We start from the raw sequence: 17,151 nt of genomic DNA on the forward strand, positions 1-17,151 counted from the left end.
TCTTTCTTGTTCAAGTTTGTCTAATTTTAATCATTTTTTGACTCAGTATTTTTCGGTTTTGTAATTTTTTCTTTGGTCGACTGTTTTTGTTTTTGCATATGGTCTTTTTGCAAAGAGAAATACGTTTCAACAGCTTTACGTGCAATAATGTTGTTTATAGCTGTATATGTTTCATTGGTTGTAATCCACGGTACTACAACCGCATAGGCAATTTCAGGATTATTATATGGAGCAAATCCAATATGAGTGACACTAAGTGTCTGTGCTCCATAAGCCGCCCTTTTTGGTCCATAATAAACAACTTGGGCTGTACCAGTTTTACCAGCTGCATCAAATTTCGCATCACCGAAATAGGATTTAGCAGAGCCTTGACTGCCAAAATACACTCGGTGCATCCCTTCTTTGACATGATTAATTTCATATGGCGAATTTTGAATAACATTCAGAACTTTTGGTTGGAATTCTTCAACTAAAGGCCCTAACTTTTTGCCGTCAACCGAAGGCTCGCGAATTTCTTTAGCAAGACGCGGTTGTATTCTTTTACCGCCATTAGCAATCGTAGAAACATATTGTGCCAGTTGTAGAGGTGTAAATGTATCGTATTGGCCAATAACTAAGTCCAACAATTTCCCTGGAATTGTTTCTTGACCTTTAAATCCCGTAAACTCTCCAGGTAAATCAATACCCGTCTCTACCCCAAGACCAAACTGAGCAAAGGACTTACGTATTTTACTGAAGTCACTACCCTTTACAGACATTCCTGCACCTGGCACATAATTTACCCCCGCAATCTTCATGGCTGTTTTAAACATATAAACGTTTGATGAACGCTCAAGAGCTTGCAGGTCATTCAACCAAATCGCTCCATTACGGTTAAAAATAGAAGATTTAGTCGTTTGTCCAATCTTAATTGGTTGGTCTAGCAATGTTTCTCCAGGAGTAATTGCATTCAAAGAATAACCAGTTAATAATGTAGCAGGTTTTACTACTGATCCTACCTCATAAGCAGATGTGAAAGTACCTATCGCATAATCGTTCACTTTTGTTTTGCCATTTTCATCAGTATCAATCTTTTTACCGACCATCGACAGAACTTCTCCGGTATTCGGGTTCATCATTACTAGAAATGCTCTATCCAATAAACTGGATGCTCCTTGTGCTTTAGCACTCAGCAACTGTTCTTCAACTAATTTTTCGAGTTTTTCTTGTAGCTGGCTATCCACAGTAAGTACCAAGTCTTTACCAGGGGATCCAGGGAAAGTCGTTTTGGTATCGACCACTTGGCCTTTTCCATTCGTTTCGTTCTTTACAACGGCTTTTTGCCCCTGTAACAACTCTTCGTATTCCCCCTCGATATAACTTTTACCTACTCGGTCATTCCGGGAGTAATCACGCGCTAGATAATACTCTAACTTGTCTTTAGGAATCCCTTCAGAAGGTGAGGTTGTCGATCCTAGAATACTTAAATCAGAATTTTTAATACGCTTCCAGTCTGTAGCGGTGTTTACGTTTGGCAGTTCATTCAAATGCTCAGAGACAATCGCAAACTCCTTGTCTGTTACGTCATCGCTTTTGATAATTTGAGGTGAAAGATTATACCCCGCCACCATTTTGCTATAAATTGCTAGAACCTGTAGGTCACTTTTTGAAAAGCTTTTTAGCTCTGCATTTGTAATACGATCCCGCACTAAATCATCAATTTTTGCTTGTTTTTGAGAGCCTGTTAGCTTTTCATCTTTATTGATCGCTTTTTGCTCTTGTTTCGAAACTTTTTCATAAGCTTCTTCTTTATGGAGTTTAATCCAAAAATCTTGTTTATCCCGTAGTGCGATTTTGCTTGTATCCATCTTAATTAGTGTTGCGAGTTTTTTAGCTGTTTTTAGCATTTCGTCACTTGTAGTGGTTTGAAGCTTTGTATATGTAATCGCATTTTTCGGTTTATTATCAACCAGTACGCGCCCTTCTCTGTCATAAATCCTGCCGCGAGGCACACTAGTATTGACTGTAACTTCTTCTGTTTTTTCTAGTGTTCTTACATAATCCTCCCCTTTTACAATTTGCATATAGCCTAAACGTAAAATAAGGATGGAGAACAAAATAAAAATAGAGAAAAAGAGTACGTTCATTCGAAAAGAAAGGCTAGCTCGTTGCTTTGCCTTGACATTAGTAGAACGCTTTTTGGGATTTTTATTTTTTTGGCGCATCGAATACGGGATCCTCCTTTCCGGTTTCATTCACAACTAGTAGTATATCATTTTTCCTTTGAAAAAACATAAAACTATTAATTGATTGCTAGCCCATTTGATATGTGTTTTTGTCATGCTTATGTAATAAAAAAACACACCTACATAAACGTAGTAGGTGTGTTTTTTGTTCCAATTAGAACAGAATTATTTTGCTGCTTTGTATAATTCAGCAACTTTATTCCAGTTTACAACATTCCAGAATGCTGAAATGTAATCAGGACGACGGTTTTGATAATTTAAGTAGTATGCATGTTCCCAAACGTCCAAGCCTAATAATGGTGTTTTACCTTCCATGATTGGAGAGTCTTGGTTAGGAGTAGACATGATTTCTAATTCTCCGTTAGATAATACAAGCCATGCCCAGCCAGAACCAAAACGAGTTTTAGCTGCTGCTGCGAATTTTTCTTTGAACGCATCAAGGCTGCCGAATTTAGCGTCGATTGCTTCTTTTAATTCGCCAGTTGGTTCGCCGCCACCGTTAGCTGATAATAATTGCCAGAATAATGAGTGGTTAGCATGGCCGCCACCGTTATTGCGTACTGCTGTACGTACGTCTTCTGGAACTGCATCAAGGTTAGCAATGATTTCTTCTACAGACTTACCTTCGAATTCAGATTTACCGGATAAAGCATCGTTTAATCCTGTAACATAAGTATTGTGGTGCTTGTCATGGTGAATTTCCATTGTTTTTGCGTCAATATGAGGTTCTAATGCATCAAATGCATAAGGTAAATTTGGTAATTCGAATGCCATAATAAAAGTCCTCCCTGAAATTAAGTAATAATTACTACAAATCTAGATTATCAAAAATTAGAGTGTTGTTCAAACATTAGACACTTGTTTTTATAGAATTCAGCCTTTTGACTGAGCCTTCACTCAATACTTATACAACCATCACAAAGATGATAATCATAATGATTTGAATAACCCCTTTTGTAAAAACGGAAGTAAGAAAACCAACAAGTGATCCGATACCTGCTTTAAAAGCAGTTTTTAAAGAAGTCCTCTTAAAAATCAGCTCTGCTAACACAGCACCAATAAATGGACCGATTAATATACCTGCAAATGGGATAACAAATGGGCCTACAAGCAATCCAATGGTACTCCCCCAAATTCCTGCTTCACTTCCGCCAAATCGTTTCACACCAAATGCATTTGCTAATGTATCTGCTCCAAATAATAAAAGAGTAAACAAAACCTCAATCACCCAGAACCACCATGGTAATTCACTAAATGAATGGAACAAGCCATGAATGATGAATCCTAAAAATATAAATAACACCGATGGTATGATTGGGTATACCAAACCAACCATGGCGACAATAAAACTCGCAATAACTAATGTCCATGATATAAATTCCATTTAATTAACTCCCTTCTTAGAAACAATCACCTATACCCTTTGTCCAAAAATCCATGCATTTTCCCCAAGCATTGTCGAATCTAAATCGCTTCCATGGTACTATAATTTTGGAGGTAGTGAATATGAAGATTAAACACTGGCAGTTATTCAAAGATAGTCTATTCCACCCTAAAAAGCTAGCGGCATATAGATTGTTGCCCATTGGTAAAGTTATACAGTATGTATTAATGCTGGTCCTATTTGTTACGATTGTTTCACTTATTCAATTTGTAACAGGTAGCAGTATAGAAACCAGTCAAATAAATGGATTGAAGGAATTCTTTAATGAAGTGAAATGGCTCATCTACCCCGCTAGCTTTATTCTGTTATTTCTTATTAATTCATTCTCGCTCTTTCTTCAGATTAGTATTTACGCTTTAGCTGGAATGGTAATATTAATTATCCGTAAAAAACGCGGCGAATATCGGCATATTTGGCGTACAGCCGCCCTAGCTGTCACATTACCAACAATTATTGCGACTTTATCTGTATTCTTGCCGATACATACTTATATTATGACCATCTTTACAGCGCTTTTGACACTCCTATACGTCTTTATCGCTTCTTCAAAATATCCAAATCAACCACAAAAATAGTTCTGAATCTCTCTCTTATTCATATAGTAGATGATAAGGAGGGATTTTTTTATGAGAATACTAGTTTCCGCACTGATTATTATTATTTGTGCTTATTTTATAAAAGTAGATTTAATTGAAGGTACTGTTTCTAAAGCAGATTTTTATAAAAACCAACCAGAGCCAGTTTGTACGAAAACCGATGAAATCCAAACTATTAAAGTTACCGTAGCGTTAGGCGATACATGGGAATCTTTATTTGCCTTGTACCCTGCAGAGGATATGAATTTTGCGGATCGTCTAGAATTGGTCTATAAATTCAATCCCCATCTATTAAAGCAAAGCTTCAAAGAGAACGAACAAGTGGTTTTACCTTATCGTATAAAAGCCAACAACAACTGCACAAACTAGGTAAACAATGTTTCTCTCTTGTCATTTCCTTTTGAACACTGCTAAAATAGTGTACAGTAAGGCTTTTTAAATAGCCTATGAAGGAGAGAGTAATTCATGAATGAAATCACGCACCGTTCGAATACACGGAAAGTTCGTGTTGGTGATTTAACAATTGGCGGAAGCAATGAAGTAATCATCCAAAGTATGACAACGACAAAAACGCATGATGTGGAAGCGACTGTCGCAGAAATACTGCGTTTGGAAGAAGCAGGCTGCCAGATTGTCCGTGTTGCATGTCCTGATGAACGAGCAGCGAATGCATTAGCTGATATTAAAAAACGAATTCATATACCGCTTGTAGCGGATATACATTTTGACTATAAACTAGCATTAAAAGCAATTGAAGCTGGCGTTGATAAAATTCGTATTAACCCCGGCAATATTGGCCGTAAAGAAAAAGTTGAAGCTGTTGTAAATGCAGCGAAAGCAAAAGGTATTCCTATCCGTATAGGTGTAAATGCTGGATCCTTGGAACGTAAAATCATTGATAAATATGGCTACCCTACTGCTGACGGTATGGTAGAAAGTGCTCTTCACCATATAAAAATTTTAGAAGACCTTGATTTCCATGATATTATCGTTTCCATGAAAGCTTCTGATGTTAATTTAGCGATAGAAGCATATGAAAAAGCCTCTCGTGCTTTCGATTATCCGCTTCATTTAGGCATTACTGAGTCAGGTACTTTATTCTCAGGAACTATCAAGTCAGCTGCTGGCTTAGGCGCTATCCTTTCAAAAGGAATCGGGAATACACTCCGTATTTCTTTGAGCGCTGACCCTGTAGAAGAAATTAAAGTTGCAAGAGAATTGTTAAAATCATTCGGGCTTGCTTCAAATATCCCGACTTTGATTTCATGCCCTACTTGCGGCCGTATTGAAATTGACTTAATTTCCATCGCAAATGAGGTAGAAGAATATTTGCAAACAATTAAAGCTCCTATTAAAGTATCTGTGCTTGGTTGTGCAGTAAACGGACCTGGCGAAGCACGTGAAGCTGATATTGGTATTGCTGGTGCGCGTGGAGAGGGCTTATTATTCCGTCACGGGAAGACAGTCCGCAAAGTACCTGAAGAAACAATGGTAGAAGAATTGAAAAAAGAAATTGATATTTTAGCCGAAGAATATTACCAAAAACAAGCAGCAGAAAAAGCTGCAAATGTGCAACTTTAACCGTTTGGAGGGCGAACTGACTATGGAGAAGAAATATAGTTTTGGCATAGATATAGATGGTACCGTAACAACTCCAGAGTTTCTATTGCCCCATATTAATAAAGCATTTAACAGAAATTTATTATTAGATGATGTCACTCAATATGATTTAACAAAAGTATTGAATATAGATGCTCAAACTTTCTATGACTGGTATCGTAAAGAGGAACTTAATATGTACAGCAATCCTCCAGTCCAGCTCGAAGCTCAGCGAATTCTTTCAAAATGGCATAATGATGTGATGCTAAACTTTATTACTGCACGAGAGGAAAATTCTCGCGAGGTTACAGATCTTTGGTTCAAAACCAACTTACTTCCTTATGATTTGCTAGAAATAGTTGGAAATACAGATAAAGTAATCGCAGCTAAGAAACATGGCGTCCATCTTTTCATGGAAGATAAGCATGATAATGCAGTACGTATACATGAGGAATTAAAGATACCTGTCTTACTTTTTGATGCTCCATATAATCGTGATGCGATCCCTGATGGTGTAATCCGTGTCCAAAATTGGACTGAAGCAGAAAACTGGGTCAAAAAAGAGTTCGGCATCTAAACAAAACAAGAGCGAAAGAACAAACCAATTGTTCTTTCGCTCTTTTTAAAATTTAACACCTAGCAGTTTTTTCATTTCCTCTAACTTCTTAGGTTCTTTTTTCACAGTCATATATGTCATTTCTTTTTTCATGGTGTCCTGGAAAAAAAGTGTTCCATCTTTTAGCATATATATTTTATAAGTTAATTTATCCATTTTTTCCGTATCACCAAGTGCCACAATATAGCTTCCATGCTTGTCCAGTTGTTTTACTATAGAAGCTTGTTTTTCTGTTTTGGGTACCATTACAACACTCCGATTCACCATTCGAATGAAGTCTTGTACTTTTGCAGGTTCTTTAATCAATTTGCCTGTCTTTTCAGTAGATACCCCTTGATCATTTACACCTTGAATATAAAGATATTTATAAAATTCGGTTTTTGGGATAATGATCTCACGAGTATTTACTTTAGACTTTCCATCTCCGCCACAACCAGTAAGCACCATTATAATAGCTAGCATACATACTACAACTTTCACTATTCTCATATTAGCTCCCTCTCTTTCCTTTGCCACTTTTCGTACCTAATTATACAAGAGATTCCAAAGAAAAGATGGTTATGATTAAAGTTGTAACAAGATTGGCAAACCTATTGAAAAAGCGCTTACAGAATTTTTATTTTGCAGGTTTCAAACTTTATTGTTTTGATAGACTGCACTATAATACTATATATAGAAAACAAAAAGGAAGTGGTGGGAAGTAATGATGAGTTGGCAGTATTTGTTCAATTTATTTATGAATTGCTTTATATTCCTCTTCTTCATCCAATATATTTGCTCAATATTTAAAGCTTCTCGTAAAAGCGGCCTTTCCAAAATATTAATAAATTGTCTTGTCATATCTGCCCTTGTCCTTTTGTCCCTCCCTATACTGGAAGAGTGCGATATCAATTTAGGTTATGTTATTGAATTCCCTTTTGATGATTAAGTAAATTGATATGTTTTTTTCAATTGGAGAAACAGCTATTTTAAGATGCTAACACATAAGTGGTCCATAATTTTAAAATTACAAAAGCAATCTTCTGCTTAACAGCAGATGGTTGCTCTTTTTATGTCTTGATTGTTTCAATTCCTGTTTGTTCAGGGTATTGATCCTCAAGTAAAGGAGTGGTTAATATGTGGCATGCCGCATTTTGGGGGGCAGTGTCAGGTTCAGCTGTCCTGCTAGGCGCTTTAGGCGCATTATTCCTACCAATTAAAAATAGATGGATCGGTTTTATTATGGCATTTGGGACCGGTGTATTAATGGGTGCCGCAACTTTCGAATTGCTTGAGGATTCGGCTCATGATGGTGGTGTAAAAGCAACAGGAATCGGTTTCTTAATAGGTGCTATAGTATTTACTATTTTTGATTATTTGGTTTCTAATAAAGGAAAGATTCAGCGTAAACGATCGCAAGGTGATCTAGCAGCATCAAGCGGATTAGCTATTTTTGCAGGTACTATTATGGATGCAATACCTGAATCTATCATGATTGGCGCTAGTCTCATCGGACAGCAAAGTGTCAGTTTCCTACTAGTTGTTTCTATTTTTATCAGTAATATCCCAGAAGGTCTTTCAAGCACTACAGGTATGAAAAAAAGTAACTATTCAACTGCGAAAATAATTTGGTTATGGATTGCAGTTTTAGCTATATCGACATTTGCGTCATGGGCAGGATTTTTCTTCTTAGATGATGTGTCTGCTGCTACCCAATCAGCAATTGCTGCATTTGCAGGTGGCGGTATAGTAGCCATGATTGCTTCAACAATGATGCCGGAAGCCTATGAAGAAAGCGGACCAATTACTGGATTGGTTGCAGCCTGTGGTTTATTCATTGCTTTCTTGCTTGATCAATTCTCTTAATTTAATTGCCGCTCACTCTTCGGATGTGTGCGGCTTCATTTTATGTTTTATATTGCCCTTTCCATTTCCCTTTCATTTAACTTTATTCTAATTCACTACTATAATAGAAATTTACCTAGTAGAAATACTCTTAAATAATACTTTTTACATATAAACCTTCAAATTATTTATAAATTTTAGTTTGATTTATTCATAAAAATAACTTATTATAAATAGGAATAATTTCGAAGGAGTAAAATGAATGAAAAAGACCCTACAAATTGGTATAGCTGCAGCTTTAGCTACAACTACGTTTTTTGGTGCTACAATCTCTAAAAATGATGAAAATGTTCAAGCTCGTAGTATCTATTCAAATTGCACTGCTTTTAACGGAAAATACGCTCACGGAGTGAAAGTTTCGGCTAAAACGAAAAATACAGTACACAAGCGCAATGGCAGCGTAGTTTATGAATACTCACGCGCATATGTTTCCGCAAGTATTTACAAAAAAGCCATGAAACAAAACCGTGATTTAGATAGAGATAAAGATGGAATAGCTTGTGAACGCTAAAAATATCATATAACTTCTATTTAATTTAAAAGCCTGTCTCCGTGTATACGAGACAGGCTTTCATTGTATATCTAATTTAGAAAACGTCTCTTTGTAGAAATAAAAATTTTTACGAAATCTTTGTAACGAAAAGGTGATTTTTTAGATATATGAGTTGAAAGGAGGTAAAACATGAACGAGTTAACGGAAATTTATGAAAAATACGGCGAACAAGTTTTTAAATATTTATATGTCTTATGCCGTAATACAGACATTGCAGAGGAACTGACACAAGAGACTTTTTATCAGGCTGTTCGTTCAATAGATAGTTATAATGGAAAATGCAAAATGTCAGTTTGGCTTTGTCAAATTGCAAAGTATACATACTATAAGTACGTGGATAAGCAGGTTAAACAACCGCAATCATCTCACCTAACGAATCAAATACCCTCTGCAGAAAGTCAAATTATTGAAAGTGAAAATAAAATTACACTTTACCGGAAAATTCATTTGTTAGAAGAGCCATTTAAAGAAATTGTGTTACTTCGAATACTAGGTGCATTGTCGTTTAAAGAAATCGGTGATATTTATCTAAAAAATGAGAATTGGGCAAGAGTTACTTTTTATCGAGCCAAAGTAAAATTAAAAGAGAGTGAGTGAGTGTACATGAATAATGAATGTCCTATAGTGCATGATTTATCTTCATCCTATATTGACAAAGTATGTAGTGAGGAAAGTTCAAGATTTATAGAACAGCATATAAGCACTTGTAAATCCTGTGCAGAACTTTTAAAAGAAATGCATAATGAAATCAATATTCATAAACAACAAGAATTCTCGAGTCGTTTAGAACAAAAGAAACCATTTCAAAAATTAGCGTGCTATTTTAATGCACAGAACAGATTCATGAAATTTTCAGGTTATTCGTTTTGGATTACACTTATTATTACTTTGGGTTTTTTTATAAACTCTGTAGGTGTATTTACACAAATTAATCGTGAGAAAGAAAAAGTAAAACTAATAGACCAAGAACAACATGAGATCATGGAAAAGTCCTTCTCGATATTAACAGATAGTTCACACATAGATACTAAATCACTTCAAGATGTTTTCCAAGAATATAAAGGAAAATTAAAATTTCTAGCTGTATTTTCAGAGCAGAATATAGAGGATAGTACAGTATTGAAAGAAGGTCCGACGTATACTTACCCTATTGACTATTCACAAGCAAAACTTATTATCGGAGAAAAAGGAAAGATTACACAACCAATCAATCCACATAATTATGATATTGGAACAGTAGCTATGGCAGATGATCAATGGATAGTGCAATATGAATACAAGGAATCCTATCTCAAAACAGTTGAAAATGCATTTCAACTTAAACACTATGCCCCTTCTACCTGGACAGTCTTTCAGATACCAATAACGTTAATGTTTATACCTATAATTCTTGCAACGTACTGGTTTATTCAAAAACGAATTATAAAACAAATGAAGAATAATTAAACTAACTAAATATTCACTTCCATTTCTAAAATATTAAATTGAAGGTAAAGTCTTAGATTAAACTAATAATCTTAGGGTATTTAAAGATTAAGTTAGGAGTGTGAGGAAAAGATGGTGTTAACTATTACACTTAAAGTTATTCTAGGCTTTATAGCACTTATGCTAGTAATTCGCTTAATGGGAAAAAAGGAACTCTCTGAAGTTACTCCTTTCGATATAGTCTTTTTATTGATGCTGGGAGGTATCCTTGAAGAAACTCTTTATGATAACAAGGTACAGGTATGGCATTTTCTCTATGCAATTATTTTATGGACTGTACTGAGCTTTATTACAAATCTTGTCGTTAGGAAATATGATAAATTACGTCCGTTTATTAAAGGAGAACCATCAATTCTTATAAATAAAGGTGTCTTAGATATAAAAGAATTAAAGATAAATAAAATGGAAACTGAACAATTGCTTTCCTTGCTTCGTCAGCAAGGGATTTTTTCTATTAGAGAAGTAAAATATGTGATTTTGGAACCCGGAGGTCAAATTAGTGTAATGAAGAAGGATTCATCCGATCAAATATCGACTGATACATTGCCTCGCCTGCTTATAGACGAGGGACAAATCGTAAATAGAACATTAAATCAAATTAGAAAGAATGAACAATGGGTCATTAATTTATTAAAAAAAGAAGGCTACGAGGATATTAAAAAAGTTTACTATGCAGAATGGTCTGAGGGTAAAGGCCTTTATGTTCAATGCAACGAATAGTTAGTGCTGAAAGAGGATAATAGATTAGGAAATTAGGGAAATTAATAAATATCAAATAACAAAAGCCTGTCATATCTTGCTATGACAGGCTTTTCGCTACACATTCCGGACATTTTCCGTAAATTTCAAATTTATGACTATCAATTTCATAACCAGGCAACTGTTCTTGTAACATATCCATTGGGCAAAGGTGAATTTCTTTAATATTGCCGCATACCATACAAATGAAATGGTGATGATGGTGTTCGGTTTCACATTGCATACGGAAGTGGCGTTCACTATTAAGCTCGGTTTCTTCCAGTATACCTAAATCCACAAATGTTGCTAGATTGCGATAAATAGTATCAAAGCTCATGCCAGGATAATCCTTCTTCATCACATCCAACAAATCTCTTGCAGTTAAATATTTACCCGTTTTCGTGAACATGTCTAAAATCTGTTCACGTTTATCCGTTTTTTTGTAGCCACTTTCCTTCAGTATATCCCATGCTTTCGATATATTCATGAGAATGCCTCCTTAACTCTTTTTCGCACGAATAGCTATAGCAGCTTTCTTTCCGACAATAACGAATAGTAAAATGATAATAGATGTCACTACGATTGTTCCGCCTGGTGCCAAGTTTAAATAGAAGGCTGAAATCAAACCAATCATAACAGCCAGCTCCCCAAACAAAATTGCAAAGAAAATCGTTTGTTTAAATCCTTTGGCAATGCGGAGACTTGCAGCTACTGGCAATGTAATAAGTGATGACACCAGTAAAATTCCGACAATCCGCATACTTGCTGCAATGACTAATGCCGTCACAATCATAAAAAGAAAATGAATCCATTTTGCAGGAAGTCCGCTTGCTTTCGCATATTCCTCATCAAATGATAAAACAAATAGCTCTTTATAAAAGAAATAAACAAAAACAACTACTAATATAGCGATCGATAGGACTACCCAAAGATCCTGTCTACTTACAGCTGATACAGATCCAAATAAATAACTGAATAAATCAGTACTAAAACCTTGTGCAAGAGAAATAAAAATTGCACTAACACCAAGGCCAGCCGACATAATAATAGGAATAGCCAATTCTTCAAAATGCTTATATAAACGACGTAAACGTTCAATTACCATTGAACCGCCGACAGCAGACAGAATTCCTAAATAAATCGGATTTAATAAAGCCAATGCTGAGAATGTTTGGCTGAGATATAAGCTTCCAGCTATTCCGGCTAAAGTTACATGGCTTAACGCATCTGCAATTACAGATAAACGACGTACTACAATGAAAACTCCTAATAACGGAGCGATGACGCCAATAATCATGCCTGACAGAAATGCATTTTGTAAAAAATCATAATGCAATATAGATGAAATCATTATTTATTCTCCTTCTTCATATGAGGAAGTTGGCGTACCGAATGACCATACCATTCATTACGCTGATCTGCTGATATCGAATCATAGTTATCTTTATAGCCATGAAAATGAATCGTTTTGTTTAAACAAGCAACATGGCTGATCGTATCCGTCAGTGTGTCCACATCATGTGTTACCAAAATCATTGTAATTCGCAGTTCCTCATTTAAATGATAGAGCATATCATAGAATGACTGTACATTTTCGTAGTCTATTCCGACAGTTGGCTCATCTAGAATAAGCAGTTTTGGTTCTGCAATCAGCGCCCGTGCTATAAATACACGTTGTTGCTGGCCTCCTGAAAGCTCGCCTATATTGCGATTTGCAAATTGTTCCATGCCTACAGCATGCAATGCTTCGAACACTCGCTCTTCCTTATTGGGAAGATGTCTTTTGAACAATCCTATTTTTTTAGTTAGGCCGCTTGCTACTACTTCTTTTACTGTTGCTGGGAAACCCGCATTAAATGAATTCGATTTTTGCGACACATAACCGATCCACTCTCGATGTTTAAATGATGTACTCTTTTCCCCGAACAGTTTTACAGAGCCCTTTGTAGGCTTTAATAGACCCAAGATAATTTTAAGCAGTGTAGATTTGCCAGAGCCATTTGGACCAAGCAACGCAAGAAAGTCGCCTTCTCGCACAACAAGCGATATATTATGTAACACTTCCTGATATTCATACTGAAACGAAACATCTTCTAGTTCTATTAATGGCTGTTTCAATTAGCCTCACTTCTTTCTAATTCATAATCATTACGATTTATGTCAAATAGTATAGCGAATTGAAGGTGCTTTGTAAAGACAATTACATTAAAGGGGATAAGCGAATGGATTATTTAGCATTAATTAGTGAAATGAATCGAAAAACGGATAAGGAGCTTGCTGAATATGCCAAAGTTCATCAGATTCCACTTTCGAAAAAAGAAATACAAAAACTGCGCCCACTTCTTTCAAAATTTTCGTTTCAATGGGTCCTGACAGGGATTCCGGATAAAGTCCTGAGAGAAGTGGAAGAAATTCTAGGCAAGAAGAAAACAAAAGAATTATTAGGCAAATATGCAAAATATCTTTAATCATTAATAGAAGGCAAAGCAAAAGGCGAAATGCATGAAAAATGCATTTCGCCTTAATTTTGTTCTGTTGCTTTGTTAGTTTCATTATACTGGTCTAACCCCATGTTTACGTTCTGTAAATGATATATCTTTCGTTTTATAGGCTTCGAATCTCGCTTCTAATGTTGTCCGCAACTCATTTGGTTGTATAACATCATCAATTATGAGCTCAGATGCTAAACGATAAACATCAATTTCAGCGCGATATTCATTTCGCTTTTCTTCAATAAATGCAGCTTGCTCTTCTTTAGGTAACTGTGCGATTTTATTCGCATAGACTGCATTTACGGCTGCTTCAGGACCCATTACAGCAATTTGGGCAGTAGATAAGGCGATGCACGCATCTGGCTCAAATGCCGGACCAGCCATTGCATACAAACCAGCACCATATGCTTTTCGAACGATGACAGTTACTTTTGGAACTGTTGCTTCACTCATTGCAAAAATCATCTTTGCGCCATGGCGAATAATGCCCAGCTTCTCTACTTGAGTACCAATCATGAACCCTGGTACGTCGGCTAAGAATAAAAGCGGTATATGGAAAGCATCGCAAAGTTGGATGAATTTTGCCGCTTTATCCGCTGAATCATGGAATAAGACACCACCCTTAACTCTCGGTTGGTTAGCGATAATACCGACTGATTGGCCGTTAATTCGCGCAAGACCTGTAATAAGCTCAGCAGCAAAAAGCTTTTTCACTTCACAGAAAGATCCCTCATCAACAATTCGGTCAATCAGGTCATACATATTAAATGGTACATTCTGATTGGCAGGAATAATCTCTTCAATCGTTTTTTCAAAGTTCGCTGGCAGTTTAGGCTCTTCTACTACCGGTTTACTTTTAAAGTTATCAGGAAAATAAGAAATATATTGGCGTGCGTAGGCAATTGCTTCTTGTTCTGTTTTTGCTAAAACATCGCCACATCCAGATGTAGTGCAATGCATTTTTGCTCCGCCCATTGTTTCTAAGTCTACTTTTTCCCCAATAACCATCTCAGCCATCCGAGGCGATCCTAAATACATGGAAGCATTCTTTTCAACCATGACCACGATATCACAAAACGCAGGAATATAAGCGCCGCCAGCTGCTGACGGACCAAATAACAAGCAGATTTGCGGTATGCGTCCGGATAGTTTGACTTGGTTATAAAAAATACGTCCTGCTCCCCTTCTTCCAGGGAACATTTCAAGCTGATCTGTAATTCTCGCGCCTGCTGAATCGACTAAATAAAATAGCGGTACGCCTAGTTTTTCGGCAGTCTCTTGAATTCGAATGATTTTTTCAACAGTGCGGGCCCCCCATGAGCCAGCTTTGACTGTTGAATCATTAGCCATAACACAAACCGTACGTCCATGGATTTTTCCTATGCCTGTAACCACACCGTCTGCCGGCAAATCTTTCGCTAAAACATTGGCAAACGTTCCATCTTCAGCTAATATACCATCATCAAAAAGTAATTCAAGACGTTCACGAACAAAGAGTTTCCCTTGTTCACTATTTTTCGCATGATACTTTTCGTTTCCACCTTTTTGAATCGTCTCTTTCATCTCATCATGTTTAGAGCGTGTTGTTAGTTCTGCCATTTCTGTCATCCCCCTTATTTTCCTTGATAAACAGGTGTTCGTTTTTCTTGGAAAGCCTTTAACCCTTCTAAACGGTCTTCAGTGGGTAGCAATCTGCTATAGGCAAGTGATTCAATTTGCAAAGCTGTAGCAATATCTGTTTGCATCCCATGATTTATCGCTGTTTTGGCTTGTTCCAAAGAAAGTGGCGCATTTTTGGCTATTTCTTTCGCAAGTGCTACAGCTTTATCCCATACATTGTCCGGTTCTTCTACATATTCCACTATTCCATAGTCCTTTGCTTCCTCTGCAGTTAGACGGCGAGCTGTGTATATTAATTCTTTTGCTTTCCCAACACCAATCAATCGAGGTAAACGCTGTGTACCGCCAGCTCCTGGAATAATACCTAATGAAGTTTCAGTTAAGCCTAGCTTTGCCGCACTACTAGCAATACGCAAATCACAGGCAAGGGCTAATTCAAGCCCACCACCAAACGCTACCCCATTGATAGCTGCAATAACAGGTTTAGAAATGGACTCGAAATGAGAGACGGTTTGGCCAATAAGAGCCACTGTTTGTTTTGTTTCCATCTCCGTCATACCATGCCGCTCTTTCAAATCTGCCCCTGCACAAAATGCTTTCTGACCTTTTCCTGAAACAATCACTACACGAACAGACGGATTGTATTGAACTTCATCCAATACATCGTTGATTTCTTGTAGCATCTTTCGAGATAAGGCATTCGCTGCCTCAGCTCTATTGAACAGAATAGTGGCGATGCCTGCTTCAACCTCAAGCTTTACATACTCCGCCATGATTCTCCTCTCCTCTCGCTACTGCTACTAATTTAGAATGTAATGGTTTCCCCAGTTTTTCTTCCACATACAATGCAGTTTGCACAATTTTTTCTCGCTGAATCCCCGTTTGAATACCCATGCCTTCGAGCAAATATAGTAAATCCTCAGTGGCAACATTTCCCGATGCACCATGTGCATATGGGCATCCACCAAGCCCCCCGATAGAGCTGTCAAACTTTTGAATGCCATGTGCAAGGCTTGCCATTACATTAGCTAAGGCCATCCCTCGAGTATCATGGAAGTGCATCGCTAATTGATCTGTACTAAAATGGCGTGTCATTTCTTCTAAGAGAGCATCAACTTGAGTAGGAACACCTACTCCAATCGTATCACCCAGTGAAATTTCTGAGACCCCCATTTCAAATAGCTTCTCCGCTACCCTTGCAACCTGGACTGGTGAAACCAATCCATCATATGGGCAAGCAATAACAGTTGAGATATAGCCTCGAACTGTTTTCCCTGCAGCAAGGGCGCCTTCTGCTACTTCCTTTAACACTGGGTAAGTCTCAACAATCGACTTGTTAATGTTTGCTTTATTGTGCCCTTCGCTAGCAGACATAAAGATACTTACTTCATCAATGTCAGCTTCTATTGCACGTTCTAATCCTTTGCTATTCGGCACGAGAGCACCATATGTAATTCCTTTTTTACGTTTAATTCCTTTTAAAACTTCTACTGCATCAGCTAGCTGCGGAATCCATTTTGGATGGACAAAGCTTGTAACTTCAATGTAATTAAGTCCTGTTTCGCTTAAGCGATCTATCAGTTCAATCTTGTCATTTGTATTAATAAGTGTTTTTTCATTCTGTAAACCATCGCGTGGACCAACTTCTTTCACTTGGACGCTTGATGGAAGTTTAATCATTCTCAATCTCCAATAAGTCGTCTTCTACGTTAATAAAATTACCTTCCGCAGCGATTACATTTTTCACTGTTCCAGCTTCTTCTGCTGCTATGGGAATTTCCATTTTCATTGATTCCAGGATGACGACATCCTGTCCTGCTTCTACGCGCTCTCCTTCTGAAACTAAAATTTTCCACACTGTTCCTGCCATACTTGCTTTTACTGTTGTCATCATAAATC

General features: G+C 36.9%; 21 protein-coding genes. 10 read left to right on the plus strand and 11 right to left on the minus strand.

The window, feature by feature from the left end; translation table 11 throughout:
• Positions 1-26: 26 nt before the first annotated feature.
• From RCJ93_RS04750 to RCJ93_RS04760, 3 genes are all read right to left on the minus strand, one after another.
• Positions 27-2,204, minus strand: coding sequence for a peptidoglycan D,D-transpeptidase FtsI family protein (locus tag RCJ93_RS04750; protein WP_446738512.1), 2,178 nt, complete (start codon positions 2,202-2,204; stop codon positions 27-29).
• Positions 2,205-2,390: 186 nt separating this feature from the next.
• A complete protein-coding gene (locus RCJ93_RS04755; protein ID WP_446738513.1) occupies positions 2,391-2,999 on the minus strand; it encodes a superoxide dismutase in 609 nt (202 codons plus the stop codon).
• Between the two features lie 130 nt (positions 3,000-3,129).
• Positions 3,130-3,609, minus strand: coding sequence for a DUF456 domain-containing protein (locus RCJ93_RS04760; protein WP_147193674.1), 480 nt, complete (start codon positions 3,607-3,609; stop codon positions 3,130-3,132).
• Positions 3,610-3,731: 122 nt separating this feature from the next.
• Here RCJ93_RS04760 and RCJ93_RS04765 point away from each other — a divergent pair, with 122 nt between their 5' ends.
• The 4 genes from RCJ93_RS04765 to RCJ93_RS04780 all read left to right on the plus strand — a co-directional run bounded on the left by RCJ93_RS04765 (position 3,732) and on the right by RCJ93_RS04780 (position 6,441).
• Entirely contained in the window at positions 3,732-4,244 is a 513-nt protein-coding gene (locus RCJ93_RS04765; RefSeq protein ID WP_221297932.1) for a DUF1189 family protein, read from the plus strand.
• A gap of 51 nt (positions 4,245-4,295) precedes the next feature.
• Entirely contained in the window at positions 4,296-4,634 is a 339-nt protein-coding gene (locus RCJ93_RS04770; RefSeq protein WP_066786537.1) for a hypothetical protein, read from the plus strand.
• A gap of 96 nt (positions 4,635-4,730) precedes the next feature.
• Entirely contained in the window at positions 4,731-5,846 is a 1,116-nt protein-coding gene (gene ispG, locus RCJ93_RS04775; protein WP_147193676.1) for a flavodoxin-dependent (E)-4-hydroxy-3-methylbut-2-enyl-diphosphate synthase, read from the plus strand.
• A 22-nt stretch (positions 5,847-5,868) separates the two neighbouring features.
• Positions 5,869-6,441: a 5' nucleotidase, NT5C type gene (locus RCJ93_RS04780; RefSeq protein ID WP_066786531.1), complete on the plus strand. Its 573-nt coding sequence runs from the start codon at positions 5,869-5,871 to the stop codon at positions 6,439-6,441.
• Positions 6,442-6,486: 45 nt separating this feature from the next.
• Here the strand turns inward: RCJ93_RS04780 and RCJ93_RS04785 are convergent, their stop codons facing one another.
• Complete coding sequence (locus tag RCJ93_RS04785; protein WP_066786528.1) at positions 6,487-6,969, minus strand: hypothetical protein; 483 nt, start codon at positions 6,967-6,969, stop codon at positions 6,487-6,489.
• A gap of 627 nt (positions 6,970-7,596) precedes the next feature.
• Between RCJ93_RS04785 and RCJ93_RS04790 the strand changes: the two genes are divergently transcribed.
• The 5 genes from RCJ93_RS04790 to RCJ93_RS04810 all read left to right on the plus strand — a co-directional run bounded on the left by RCJ93_RS04790 (position 7,597) and on the right by RCJ93_RS04810 (position 11,122).
• The gene (locus tag RCJ93_RS04790; RefSeq protein WP_066786525.1) at positions 7,597-8,325 is read left to right on the plus strand and encodes a ZIP family metal transporter; all 729 of its coding nucleotides are present in this window, start codon (positions 7,597-7,599) and stop codon (positions 8,323-8,325) included.
• Positions 8,326-8,566: 241 nt separating this feature from the next.
• Positions 8,567-8,875 (plus strand): excalibur calcium-binding domain-containing protein, encoded by a 309-nt coding sequence (locus RCJ93_RS04795; RefSeq protein WP_446738514.1) that lies wholly within the window; start codon positions 8,567-8,569, stop codon positions 8,873-8,875.
• A 171-nt stretch (positions 8,876-9,046) separates the two neighbouring features.
• Positions 9,047-9,514 (plus strand): RNA polymerase sigma factor, encoded by a 468-nt coding sequence (locus RCJ93_RS04800; protein WP_150284098.1) that lies wholly within the window; start codon positions 9,047-9,049, stop codon positions 9,512-9,514.
• 6 nt (positions 9,515-9,520) lie between these two features.
• Entirely contained in the window at positions 9,521-10,363 is an 843-nt protein-coding gene (locus RCJ93_RS04805) for a zf-HC2 domain-containing protein (RefSeq protein ID WP_446738515.1), read from the plus strand.
• Positions 10,364-10,474: 111 nt separating this feature from the next.
• Entirely contained in the window at positions 10,475-11,122 is a 648-nt protein-coding gene (locus RCJ93_RS04810) for a DUF421 domain-containing protein (RefSeq protein WP_446738516.1), read from the plus strand.
• Positions 11,123-11,201: 79 nt separating this feature from the next.
• Here the strand turns inward: RCJ93_RS04810 and RCJ93_RS04815 are convergent, their stop codons facing one another.
• From RCJ93_RS04815 to RCJ93_RS04825, 3 genes are read right to left on the minus strand one after another with little or no spacing between them, the layout of a single operon-like run.
• Positions 11,202-11,627, minus strand: a complete 426-nt coding sequence (locus RCJ93_RS04815) for a Fur family transcriptional regulator (RefSeq protein WP_066786515.1) — start codon at positions 11,625-11,627, stop codon at positions 11,202-11,204.
• Between the two features lie 12 nt (positions 11,628-11,639).
• Positions 11,640-12,491, minus strand: a complete 852-nt coding sequence (locus RCJ93_RS04820) for a metal ABC transporter permease (RefSeq protein WP_150284095.1) — start codon at positions 12,489-12,491, stop codon at positions 11,640-11,642.
• Positions 12,491-13,258, minus strand: a complete 768-nt coding sequence (locus tag RCJ93_RS04825) for a metal ABC transporter ATP-binding protein (protein WP_147193695.1) — start codon at positions 13,256-13,258, stop codon at positions 12,491-12,493. Before RCJ93_RS04825 ends, RCJ93_RS04820 begins: the two co-directional genes overlap by 1 nt.
• A gap of 104 nt (positions 13,259-13,362) precedes the next feature.
• On the opposite strand from RCJ93_RS04825, the gene RCJ93_RS04830 reads away from it, so the two are divergent.
• Positions 13,363-13,608, plus strand: coding sequence for a DUF2624 family protein (locus RCJ93_RS04830; RefSeq protein WP_066786506.1), 246 nt, complete (start codon positions 13,363-13,365; stop codon positions 13,606-13,608).
• A gap of 84 nt (positions 13,609-13,692) precedes the next feature.
• On the opposite strand, the gene RCJ93_RS04835 is transcribed toward RCJ93_RS04830, so the two are convergent.
• The 4 genes from RCJ93_RS04835 to RCJ93_RS04850 are packed head-to-tail and all read right to left on the minus strand — an operon-like array spanning position 13,693 to position 17,143.
• On the minus strand, positions 13,693-15,231 hold the full coding sequence (locus RCJ93_RS04835; RefSeq protein WP_446738517.1) for an acyl-CoA carboxylase subunit beta: 1,539 nt from the start codon (positions 15,229-15,231) through the stop codon (positions 13,693-13,695).
• A 14-nt stretch (positions 15,232-15,245) separates the two neighbouring features.
• Positions 15,246-16,025 (minus strand): enoyl-CoA hydratase, encoded by a 780-nt coding sequence (locus RCJ93_RS04840; protein ID WP_251645909.1) that lies wholly within the window; start codon positions 16,023-16,025, stop codon positions 15,246-15,248.
• Positions 16,003-16,932 (minus strand): hydroxymethylglutaryl-CoA lyase, encoded by a 930-nt coding sequence (locus RCJ93_RS04845; protein WP_221297933.1) that lies wholly within the window; start codon positions 16,930-16,932, stop codon positions 16,003-16,005. The genes RCJ93_RS04840 and RCJ93_RS04845 overlap by 23 nt, the downstream gene beginning before the upstream one ends.
• Complete coding sequence (locus RCJ93_RS04850) at positions 16,925-17,143, minus strand: acetyl-CoA carboxylase biotin carboxyl carrier protein subunit (protein WP_446738518.1); 219 nt, start codon at positions 17,141-17,143, stop codon at positions 16,925-16,927. The genes RCJ93_RS04845 and RCJ93_RS04850 overlap by 8 nt, the downstream gene beginning before the upstream one ends.
• Positions 17,144-17,151 lie beyond the last annotated feature (8 nt).

This window comes from Rummeliibacillus sp. BSL5 (assembly GCF_052928305.1).

Bases quoted from the DNA above. Each gene is read 5' to 3' on its own strand.
- RCJ93_RS04750 (WP_446738512.1), bottom strand. From the start codon at position 2,204: ATGCGCCAAAAAAATAAAAATCCCAAAAAGCGTTCTACTAATGTCAAG.
- RCJ93_RS04755 (WP_446738513.1), bottom strand. From the start codon at position 2,999: ATGGCATTCGAATTACCAAATTTACCTTATGCATTTGATGCATTAGAA.
- RCJ93_RS04760 (WP_147193674.1), bottom strand. From the start codon at position 3,609: ATGGAATTTATATCATGGACATTAGTTATTGCGAGTTTTATTGTCGCC.
- RCJ93_RS04765 (WP_221297932.1), top strand. From the start codon at position 3,732: ATGAAGATTAAACACTGGCAGTTATTCAAAGATAGTCTATTCCACCCT.
- RCJ93_RS04770 (WP_066786537.1), top strand. From the start codon at position 4,296: ATGAGAATACTAGTTTCCGCACTGATTATTATTATTTGTGCTTATTTT.
- ispG (WP_147193676.1), top strand. From the start codon at position 4,731: ATGAATGAAATCACGCACCGTTCGAATACACGGAAAGTTCGTGTTGGT.
- RCJ93_RS04780 (WP_066786531.1), top strand. From the start codon at position 5,869: ATGGAGAAGAAATATAGTTTTGGCATAGATATAGATGGTACCGTAACA.
- RCJ93_RS04785 (WP_066786528.1), bottom strand. From the start codon at position 6,969: ATGAGAATAGTGAAAGTTGTAGTATGTATGCTAGCTATTATAATGGTG.
- RCJ93_RS04790 (WP_066786525.1), top strand. From the start codon at position 7,597: ATGTGGCATGCCGCATTTTGGGGGGCAGTGTCAGGTTCAGCTGTCCTG.
- RCJ93_RS04795 (WP_446738514.1), top strand. From the start codon at position 8,567: ATGAAAAAGACCCTACAAATTGGTATAGCTGCAGCTTTAGCTACAACT.
- RCJ93_RS04800 (WP_150284098.1), top strand. From the start codon at position 9,047: ATGAACGAGTTAACGGAAATTTATGAAAAATACGGCGAACAAGTTTTT.
- RCJ93_RS04805 (WP_446738515.1), top strand. From the start codon at position 9,521: ATGAATAATGAATGTCCTATAGTGCATGATTTATCTTCATCCTATATT.
- RCJ93_RS04810 (WP_446738516.1), top strand. From the start codon at position 10,475: ATGGTGTTAACTATTACACTTAAAGTTATTCTAGGCTTTATAGCACTT.
- RCJ93_RS04815 (WP_066786515.1), bottom strand. From the start codon at position 11,627: ATGAATATATCGAAAGCATGGGATATACTGAAGGAAAGTGGCTACAAA.
- RCJ93_RS04820 (WP_150284095.1), bottom strand. From the start codon at position 12,491: ATGATTTCATCTATATTGCATTATGATTTTTTACAAAATGCATTTCTG.
- RCJ93_RS04830 (WP_066786506.1), top strand. From the start codon at position 13,363: ATGGATTATTTAGCATTAATTAGTGAAATGAATCGAAAAACGGATAAG.
- RCJ93_RS04835 (WP_446738517.1), bottom strand. From the start codon at position 15,231: ATGGCAGAACTAACAACACGCTCTAAACATGATGAGATGAAAGAGACG.
- RCJ93_RS04840 (WP_251645909.1), bottom strand. From the start codon at position 16,025: ATGGCGGAGTATGTAAAGCTTGAGGTTGAAGCAGGCATCGCCACTATT.
- RCJ93_RS04845 (WP_221297933.1), bottom strand. From the start codon at position 16,932: ATGATTAAACTTCCATCAAGCGTCCAAGTGAAAGAAGTTGGTCCACGC.
- RCJ93_RS04850 (WP_446738518.1), bottom strand. From the start codon at position 17,143: ATGACAACAGTAAAAGCAAGTATGGCAGGAACAGTGTGGAAAATTTTA.